Source organism: Yoonia sp. (assembly GCF_030731595.1).
Classification (GTDB): Bacteria; Pseudomonadota; Alphaproteobacteria; order Rhodobacterales; family Rhodobacteraceae; genus Yoonia.
The window spans coordinates 1-7,907 of sequence record NZ_JANQTS010000006.1 but is presented as its reverse complement, the minus strand read 5'-3'; the positions used below and the strand labels follow the sequence as shown (position 1 = coordinate 7,907).

General features: G+C 55.8%; 11 protein-coding genes and 1 tRNA gene. 9 read left to right on the top strand and 3 right to left on the bottom strand.

Translation table 11 applies throughout. From position 1 onward, the window contains the following. The first annotated feature begins 87 nt into the window (after nucleotides 1-87). Complete coding sequence (locus NWQ23_RS00280) at nucleotides 88-1,236, top strand: CynX/NimT family MFS transporter (RefSeq protein ID WP_306164191.1); 1,149 nt, start codon at nucleotides 88-90, stop codon at nucleotides 1,234-1,236. Here the strand turns inward: NWQ23_RS00280 and NWQ23_RS00275 are convergent. Beyond that, the gene (locus NWQ23_RS00275; protein ID WP_306164190.1) at nucleotides 1,233-1,922 is read right to left on the bottom strand and encodes a lysophospholipid acyltransferase family protein; all 690 of its coding nucleotides are present in this window, start codon (nucleotides 1,920-1,922) and stop codon (nucleotides 1,233-1,235) included. The two genes, NWQ23_RS00280 and NWQ23_RS00275, sit on opposite strands and share 4 nt — an antisense overlap. A 124-nt stretch (nucleotides 1,923-2,046) precedes the next feature. On the opposite strand from NWQ23_RS00275, the gene NWQ23_RS00270 reads away from it, so the two are divergent. From NWQ23_RS00270 to nusG, 4 genes are all read left to right on the top strand, one after another. Beyond that, a tRNA-Trp gene (locus NWQ23_RS00270) sits at nucleotides 2,047-2,122 on the top strand. Between the two features lie 44 nt (nucleotides 2,123-2,166). Beyond that, nucleotides 2,167-3,069: a hypothetical protein gene (locus tag NWQ23_RS00265; protein WP_306164189.1), complete on the top strand. Its 903-nt coding sequence runs from the start codon at nucleotides 2,167-2,169 to the stop codon at nucleotides 3,067-3,069. Nucleotides 3,070-3,155: 86 nt separating this feature from the next. After that, nucleotides 3,156-3,356, top strand: a complete 201-nt coding sequence (secE, locus tag NWQ23_RS00260; protein WP_306164188.1) for a preprotein translocase subunit SecE — start codon at nucleotides 3,156-3,158, stop codon at nucleotides 3,354-3,356. Nucleotides 3,357-3,547: 191 nt separating this feature from the next. Beyond that, the gene (gene nusG, locus NWQ23_RS00255) at nucleotides 3,548-4,078 is read left to right on the top strand and encodes a transcription termination/antitermination protein NusG (protein ID WP_306164187.1); all 531 of its coding nucleotides are present in this window, start codon (nucleotides 3,548-3,550) and stop codon (nucleotides 4,076-4,078) included. 71 nt (nucleotides 4,079-4,149) lie between these two features. Here the strand turns inward: nusG and NWQ23_RS00250 are convergent, their stop codons facing one another. Both NWQ23_RS00250 and NWQ23_RS00245 read right to left on the bottom strand, forming a co-directional pair. Continuing rightward, the gene (locus NWQ23_RS00250) at nucleotides 4,150-4,719 is read right to left on the bottom strand and encodes a hypothetical protein (RefSeq protein WP_306164186.1); all 570 of its coding nucleotides are present in this window, start codon (nucleotides 4,717-4,719) and stop codon (nucleotides 4,150-4,152) included. Between the two features lie 3 nt (nucleotides 4,720-4,722). Then, complete coding sequence (locus NWQ23_RS00245; RefSeq protein ID WP_306164185.1) at nucleotides 4,723-5,235, bottom strand: cytochrome b; 513 nt, start codon at nucleotides 5,233-5,235, stop codon at nucleotides 4,723-4,725. A 305-nt stretch (nucleotides 5,236-5,540) separates the two neighbouring features. On the opposite strand from NWQ23_RS00245, the gene rplK reads away from it, so the two are divergent. From rplK to rplL, 4 genes are all read left to right on the top strand, one after another. Beyond that, complete coding sequence (rplK, locus tag NWQ23_RS00240; protein WP_306164184.1) at nucleotides 5,541-5,966, top strand: 50S ribosomal protein L11; 426 nt, start codon at nucleotides 5,541-5,543, stop codon at nucleotides 5,964-5,966. Continuing rightward, nucleotides 5,966-6,667, top strand: a complete 702-nt coding sequence (gene rplA, locus NWQ23_RS00235; protein ID WP_306164183.1) for a 50S ribosomal protein L1 — start codon at nucleotides 5,966-5,968, stop codon at nucleotides 6,665-6,667. The genes rplK and rplA overlap by 1 nt, the downstream gene beginning before the upstream one ends. Nucleotides 6,668-7,022: 355 nt before the next feature. Next, nucleotides 7,023-7,535 (top strand): 50S ribosomal protein L10, encoded by a 513-nt coding sequence (gene rplJ, locus NWQ23_RS00230; protein WP_306164182.1) that lies wholly within the window; start codon nucleotides 7,023-7,025, stop codon nucleotides 7,533-7,535. Nucleotides 7,536-7,603: 68 nt separating this feature from the next. Further along, nucleotides 7,604-7,907, top strand: a 304-nt coding sequence (gene rplL, locus NWQ23_RS00225) for a 50S ribosomal protein L7/L12 (RefSeq protein WP_306164181.1), incomplete at its 3' end; no start/stop codon positions are given.

Sequence of the window (7,907 nt, the reverse complement as noted above, 5' to 3'; positions counted from 1 at the left end):
CTCAGGCGCTATGAATAACAAAAGGCCGCTTCGAATGAGGCGGCCTTTTTTGTTGTGCCATCGTCACAACTGGTCAACATGACTGTCATGACATCAAATCGCTGGCTCATCCTGACCGTCCTTTTCTTTGCCCGGCTTGCCATGGCCTTTCAGTTCCAGTCGATTGCGGCCCTTTCTCCGCTTTTGGTGGCTGACTTTGGCATAGGTCTTGCCGATATCGGTTTTCTGATCGGCCTCTATTTCGCCCCGGGCTTGGTTTTTGCTTTGCCGGGCGGTGCGGTTGCCGCCCGATTTGGCGACAAGCGGGTTGTTTCTTTCGGGTTGATCCTGATGCTGTTTGGTGGAGCGATCATTGCGGCCACGGACAGCTGGAACATACTGACTGCAGGCCGGTTGACCGTCGGCATCGGTGGCGTGATCCTCAATGTCGTGATGACCAAGATGGTCGTTGATTGGTTTGCGGGGCGCGAGATGTCCACAGCCATGGCAATTTTCATCAATTCCTGGCCTTTCGGGATTGCATTGGCGCTGATCGTCCTGCCGTTTTTTGCCAGCCTTGGCGGGATCAGCTTTGCGTGGTGGGCGTTGTGGTCGTTTGTGGCTGTGGCCTTTGTACTTTTTGCGCTGGTCTATCACGCACCCGAAGGAGCGGCCTCCGGCGCGAGCGTGATTGAAAAGGCAGCCTTTCCGGTCCGTGCCCTTGTATTATCCGGCTTCGTCTGGGGGCTTTACAATGCGGCTCTTGCGATGGTCTTCAGCTTTGGGCCCGCGCTGTTGATCCAGCAAGGCTGGACGCTCACACGCGCAGGCTCGCTTGTCAGTCTCTTTATGATCCTGTTCTCAATTGCACTCCCGATTGGCGGGATCATTGCCGACCGGACCGGGCGCAAGGATGCAATCATCCTGGTCAGTTTGGTCAGCTTTGCGGTCTTGATGCCGGTGATTGTCTTTGTGCCCGCTTCTGCGTTTATCATCTTTTGCATTCTGGGTGTTTTGTTCGCGTTTGGCGCGGGGCCCGTGATGACGCTTCCGGCAGAGGTTCTTTCTCCTGCTTCACGTTCTTTCGGAATGGGGATTTTCTTTACCATCTATTACGGATTGATGATGGTTGCGCCGCGTCTGGCGGGCGGGGTGGCAGAGGCTGCTGATGATGCAGGGATGGCCATTCTTGCAGGCGCTGTCATGTCCTTTGGCGCCGCCGCAGCCTTGGTGATGTTCCGCAAAGCCGCGCGTTAAGGCCCTGCTGGCAAGCCCAACAGCGCATCGGCCCTACCGGTCGTTTCATTCATCCAAACGCGCACTGCACTGCGCACTGCTTCGCGTTCGGCCTCGGACGGTTTGCGCGGAACCTCCCCCTCAAACCGTGCAAAGACATAGGCGCCTTGACCATAGGGTTTTGGGACAAGCATCTGGTCCCATGATTTCAACCGCCGCCCCTTCGTTGTGGCAAAGGCATAGCAGAACACCGGAATTCCTGTGGCGCGCGCCCAGTCAAGCGGCGCATCCTTGACCTGGAGCGCAGGGCCCAAGGGCCCGTCACCTGTCATCCCTATGCTCACCCCTTCTTGCACACGCTTCAGAATCATCCGCGAGGCCGCGCGGTTGGATTTTCCATCAGCCATTTCGAGAGGTTGCAGCCCGACCCGCCGTTGAAGTGCACCGGAAACACGTCCGATCGGCGAGCTTGCATAGAGGCTGGAAAGCGGACCATCTGCGACGGGCCAATGCAGGGCACCCATTGCCGACCTGCTGTGCCACATCACCAAGAGCACTGGCCCGTTTGCCAAGGCGGACTGTAGGTCTTGCAGCCCTTCAACTTGCCACTGCGTTGTCCGGTTGCAAAACGCCAGATAGCGACCGGCCAATCCCGCAAGCAGGGCTGCCAGCCGCTCTGATTTCTCGATCCGTTGGCGCAATGACATCGGGGTAGGGCCTTTGATTGCAAATGCTGTCTTGTGTTGTCGCATTTCTAGGGCTGAACACAAGTGTGCCGCACCTTCCCTCTTGATCCCGCTTTCGTTTCAGACTACCCCCACACTCGGTCGTAGGGGTATAGCTCAGTTGGTAGAGCGACGGTCTCCAAAACCGTAGGTCTGGAGTTCGAGTCTCCATGCCCCTGCCAGACCAGATCGCCGAGCCGAGGCGCGGGAGGATCAAAACCCCTCAATGACCAACAACCCCCTGTCCATCGCGTTACATATCGGCGTGCACAAGACCGCGACGACGCATTTGCAGCGGTCGCTCAAGCACGCAAGGCGGGCTTTGGCTGCCGAAGGTGTCCGCTATTACGGTCCGGATCATTTCCGGTCCCCCGGGCAGACGATCCCTGCACGATTTGGCTTTCGCAGGGACCCTTCGACGCAAGCCCCGGACCTGGCACCCGCAGAGCAGCTTGCCCTGATGCGCAAAGAAGGCCACCGGCTTGTCATCAGCGAAGAGAATTTCATTGGCGCGCTGAACCATCCGCATGGGCTGGCGCTCAAGACACGCTATAAGGATGCCGACAACAGGATTGCCGCATTTGCAAATGCGGTGGGGCAAGAGGTTGATGTCTGCGTTGCTCTGCGTAGGCCCACTGGGTTTCTGAATGCAGCCTATTGCCAGATGCTTCTTGGCGGGAGGGTCCAGCCAATTGGCCTGTATCTCAGTCGCAATCCAGTCAGCAGTGTTGATTGGGTCGCGCTGATCGCACGCTTGCGGACAGCGTCAGGGCTTGGGCGACTTACCGTTTGGAGATACGAGGATTACGCGGTCCTTTTTCCCCAGATTGTCGCAGGACTGGTTGGGACAGAGGCCGCACATCTGGTGGTGCCAAGACCAAAATATGTAAATCGCGGGCTTTCCGCTGCGGCAGTTGCAGATGTCTTGCAGCGGACTGATGCAGATCCAACTGACAAGATCGCGGCCGCCGCACGCAGGATGCTACCTGTCGAAGAGGGGTATCCACCGTTCGACGGTTTTTCGCAGGCGGAACACGAAATGGGGGATGCAATCTATGCCGCCCAGATCAAGGCGATTGCGGCCATGGATGGCGTGACGCTATTGCAACCACAAAATGACCCGACATGATGGTGATGTCATGCGCCATCAAGCGGGCTTGAATTTGCGCGATGGAACCCGTAAGTCCGTCTTGTTTCGAAAAAGGACCTATCCCCATGGCCATCGCCAACCCCGTCAAGTTCATTCAGGAAGTCCGTTCCGAGATTTCCAAGGTCGTCTGGCCAACACGGCGCGAAGTTCTGATGACAACCATCATGGTCTTTATCATGGCCACATTGACGGCGATCTTCTTCTTTCTGGTCGATCTTCTGATCCGCACAGGGCTGAACGGTGTCCTGACCTACTTCGGCAGCTAATAGCGCCGGATTTTCCCGGTGCCTCTTGAAAACAGATGATGGCAGCGGTAAGAGCCAGAAACTTCCGAAAATGGCGTGCGGCGAATCAAGTTGCACGCCGCTTTTATTTTCGGGACTGGCGGTTTGACCCGTCAGGAACAAATTGAAATTTCAGCCCATTCCAGGCTGGCGACGACAAGGTGCTCTGACACATGGCAAAACGTTGGTATTCGGTAAGCGTTCTCTCCAACTTCGAGAAAAAGATTGCAGAGGCGATCCGCACCAAGGCGGAAGAGAAGGGCCTTGCCGATCAGATTGATGAGGTCCTTGTCCCGACCGAAGAAGTGATCGAAATCCGTCGCAACAAGAAAGTGACGGCCGAGCGCCGCTTTATGCCAGGCTACGTTCTGGTCCACATGGAAATGTCGGATGAAGGCTATCATCTGATCAACTCGATCAACCGCGTCACTGGCTTTCTGGGTCCGCAAGGCCGCCCGATGCCAATGCGTGATGCCGAGGTGCAGGCCATCCTTGGCCGCGTACAAGAAGGCGAAGATGCGCCCCGAACGCTCATTCACTTCGAGATCGGCGAAAAGGTCAAAGTCAACGATGGACCATTTGAAGACTTCGACGGCATGGTTGAAGAAGTCGATGAGGACAACCAGCGCCTCAAGGTTACCGTGTCGATCTTCGGTCGTGCAACGCCTGTCGAACTTGAATTCACTCAAGTGTCAAAGCAGTAATTTCTGCATCTTGAATAGAAAAAGGGGAGCGCTTTGCGCTCCCCTTTTTGTTTGGACCGGTCTTTGATTGTTTAGGCAAGTTCTACGATAACTTGGCCTGAACTGCTTTGGAGTGTGTAGGCGGGGATTGACAGATATTCGCCCTCGGATGCGCCAGACACGCCAAAACCTGACGCGTCAAAGACCGACGAATGCCGGGACCCGCGATCGGTGCAAGCGAAAGGTGCGGCGGGGTTGCCCGTCAGGCCGATTGCCTTGCCGCGGTGCGAGCACACAAGGTTCACCACAAAGTATTCGCCATTCTGCACCGCGCCGGTACGATCATTGGCCGCGCCGAAAGCGATCTGATCTGCCGTCCGTCGATGCACGGCGATATACTGGGTCATCCCTGTTGCAGAGAATGCCGCGTCGTCCGTGGGGCGCGCGATCACAATGACTTCGCCGGGCTGCAGGGCGGTCACATCGACTTGTGCTGGGCCCGCTTCCAGCGTGATGAGGCGATCCTCGCCAATGGGCCGGTCGTCGGGGATGCCCGCCCAAGCCTCATCAATGTTTGTTTGTGCGTTCAAGAGTGCAGGGCAAAGCAGGACTGCGCTGCTCGAGATCGTCGCAATCACATTGCGGCGGGTCATTTTATGCATTGATTATTCCTTTCTGAAGTTGAGTGCCATGTGGGAAATGGTGGAGTCCTTATCCCAAAACCTGTGTTTGAGAACGGCGGCAACGTGCAGGGTGACCAATGCCAAAAGGACCCATTTGATCGCGAAATGGGCTTCGAGAAAGAGCTCACCCATATCTGAACGGGCAAAGCCCTGATTGACGGGGGCGACAAGCAAAGGGTCACGCAAGCCGGACGCCGCGACATAGCCGGTCACGACATAGGCGATCATGCAAAGATAAAGACCGCCATGGACAAGGCGCGCGGTCAATGCCTCGAAGCGAGAGTGGTTCTCTTCATCCGCCAACACAGGACGTACCAGCCTTGCAACGATCCGTGCTGCAAGAATGGCGATGAAAATCTGCCCGCCAACTTGGTGGAGCCCCATGCTGCCAGTATCGATCCAGTCATAGGAATAGGCGAGCCCAGACAAGACCATCACGACCAGAATCGCGAATGAAATCCAGTGGTATCTGATCTGTGCCTTCGAATACTTCATGCCCAAGCCTGTTTGTCTGCGGAAAGAGCTAGTGCCATTCCGTAGAAGACAATTCATCGAACACAAACTTGTGTTTGCTGATCCGCAAACTCTGAAAGACGCCTTGGCCAGCCTTCCGACAAGGCCTGTCCCGGATTGTTTGCAAAGGCTCTTGCAAAAAAGGGCTCGCCCCTCTAAATGCACCGCTTGTCGTCCTATCGGATGGCTCTCATGTGGGAGGCGAGGCGCACGCGTGCGTCGGACCGGACCACACAACGAAAAGCCCTGCGGTCGCGACCAAGGGGCGTTGGAAAAGGAACAGGCTTATGGCCAAGAAAGTTATGGGTACGCTCAAACTGCAGGTTCCTGCAGGTAAAGCCACCCCATCCCCACCCGTCGGACCTGCTTTGGGTCAACGCGGCATCAATATCATGGAATTCACCAAAGCCTTCAACGCTAAGACAGCCGAGATGGAACCCGGTGCGCCATGCCCAACCGTCATCACCTATTATCAGGACAAGTCGTTCTCGATGGAAATCAAGACGCCCCCTGCGTCTTATTACATCAAGAAAGCGGCCAAACTGACCTCTGGTTCGAAGACGCCGGGCAAAACGGTTGCTGGTTCGATCACTGGCAAGCAGGTTCGTGAAATCGCAGAAGCGAAAATGAAGGACCTCAACGCGACGTCCATCGAAGGCGCTATGCTGATCATCGCGGGCTCTGCTCGCTCTATGGGCATCGAGGTGAAGTAATGGCAAAATTTGGTAAGCGTACAATCGCAGCCCGCGCCGCATTCGCAGACAAGCAAAATGTGTCCGTGAGCGAAGCCGCCGCTTTGGTCAAAGACAACGCCACAGCAAAGTTCGACGAATCCATCGAGATCGCAATGGTATTGGGCGTTGATCCGCGCCATGCCGATCAGATGGTCCGTGGCACAGTCAACCTGCCACACGGCACAGGTAAAACTGTCCGCGTTGCTGTCTTCGCACGTGGCGACAAAGCTGACGAAGCAAAAGCAGCCGGCGCAGATATCGTTGGTGCAGAAGACCTGATGGAAACCATTCAGGGCGGTACGATTGATTTTGACCGCTGCATCGCGACACCCGACATGATGGCGATCGTTGGCCGTCTGGGTAAAGTCCTTGGTCCACGCAACCTGATGCCGAACCCACGGGTTGGCACGGTAACAATGGACGTCAAGGAAGCTGTTGAAGCGGCCAAAGGCGGTCAGGTGCAGTTCAAAGCTGAAAAAGCTGGTGTTGTGCATGCCGGTATCGGCAAGGCGTCTTTCTCTGCCAAGCAGTTGGAAGAGAACATGCTGGCTTTTGTCGATGCGGTTGGCAAAGCCAAGCCATCGGGCGCAAAAGGCACCTACATGAAAAAGATCAACGTCAGCTCGACAATGGGCCCAGGCGTCTCTGTGGATGTCGCATCGGCCACTGGCAACGCATAAGCCAAGGCTGCACAAGAATGAATAGATGGCAGGTCCTTTGTATGGGGCCTGCCATTTGCATTTCATGATTTGTCAAGAAGTTTGGTCAGAGCCCTTGGCTTTCTGGTCAATCAACACTAAATCACGACGCAGGCCCGAAGGATTGATTCGTTCGGGCCTTTATTCGTCCGAGACGGTGGGTTGGCCTCATGCCGATAATTCCTGCCTGAGACGGGAAGACCAGATTTATTGGGGCTCGCCCCGGTCATCTCTGGCTCGCCCCCGTTTACATGGACTGTAGATGTTGGGCGGCTGAGCCGTTTGACAAAATGTGAGCCGGTGCCGGTTAGTCCGGTACCAAACTTGGAGTGAAACTGTGGATAGAGCACAAAAAGAACAGCTGGTCGACGATCTCGGCCAGATCTTTGAAAGCTCTGGCGTCGTAGTGGTTGCCCGCTACGAAGGCATGACAGTTGCCGAAATGCAGGACCTGCGCGCGCAAATGCGTGACGCTGGTGGGTCCGTGCGCGTTGCCAAGAACAAGCTTGCCAAAATCGCCCTCGAGGGCAAGCCATGCGCAAGCATCGCCGAATACCTCGAAGGCATGACTGTACTTGCCTATTCCGAAGACCCTGTCGCTGCGGCGAAGGTCGTGGATGCATTTGCCAAGAAAAACGAAAAGCTCGTTATCCTTGGTGGTGCAATGGGCAATACAGCACTGGACGTGGCTGGTGTGAAAGCCGTTGCCGGGATGCCATCGCGCGAGGAGCTTATTGCTTCGATCGTGGGCTGCATCGGGGCACCTGCAAGCAACCTAGCCGGGGCCATTGGCGCGCCTGCTTCGAACATCGCGAGCATTCTTTCGACCATCGAAGAGAAAGCTGCATAAAGCATCTGAATTGACTTGGGGGTTCGCCCTCACGTTGGAACACACTTAAAACGAACGGAAAGCATAAAATGGCTGATCTGAAAAAACTTGCTGAAGAGATTGTTGGTCTGACCCTTCTCGAAGCACAAGAACTGAAAACCATCCTCAAGGACGAGTATGGCATCGAACCAGCTGCCGGTGGCGCTGTGATGATGGCTGGCCCTGCAGCAGCAGCTGAAGTGGCTGAAGAAAAGACAGAGTTCGACGTCGTTCTGAAGAACGCCGGCGCACAAAAAATCAACGTGATCAAAGAAGTTCGCGGCATCACCGGTCTTGGTCTGAAAGAAGCCAAAGATCTGGTCGAAGCTGGCGGCAAGATCAAAGAAGGCGCTT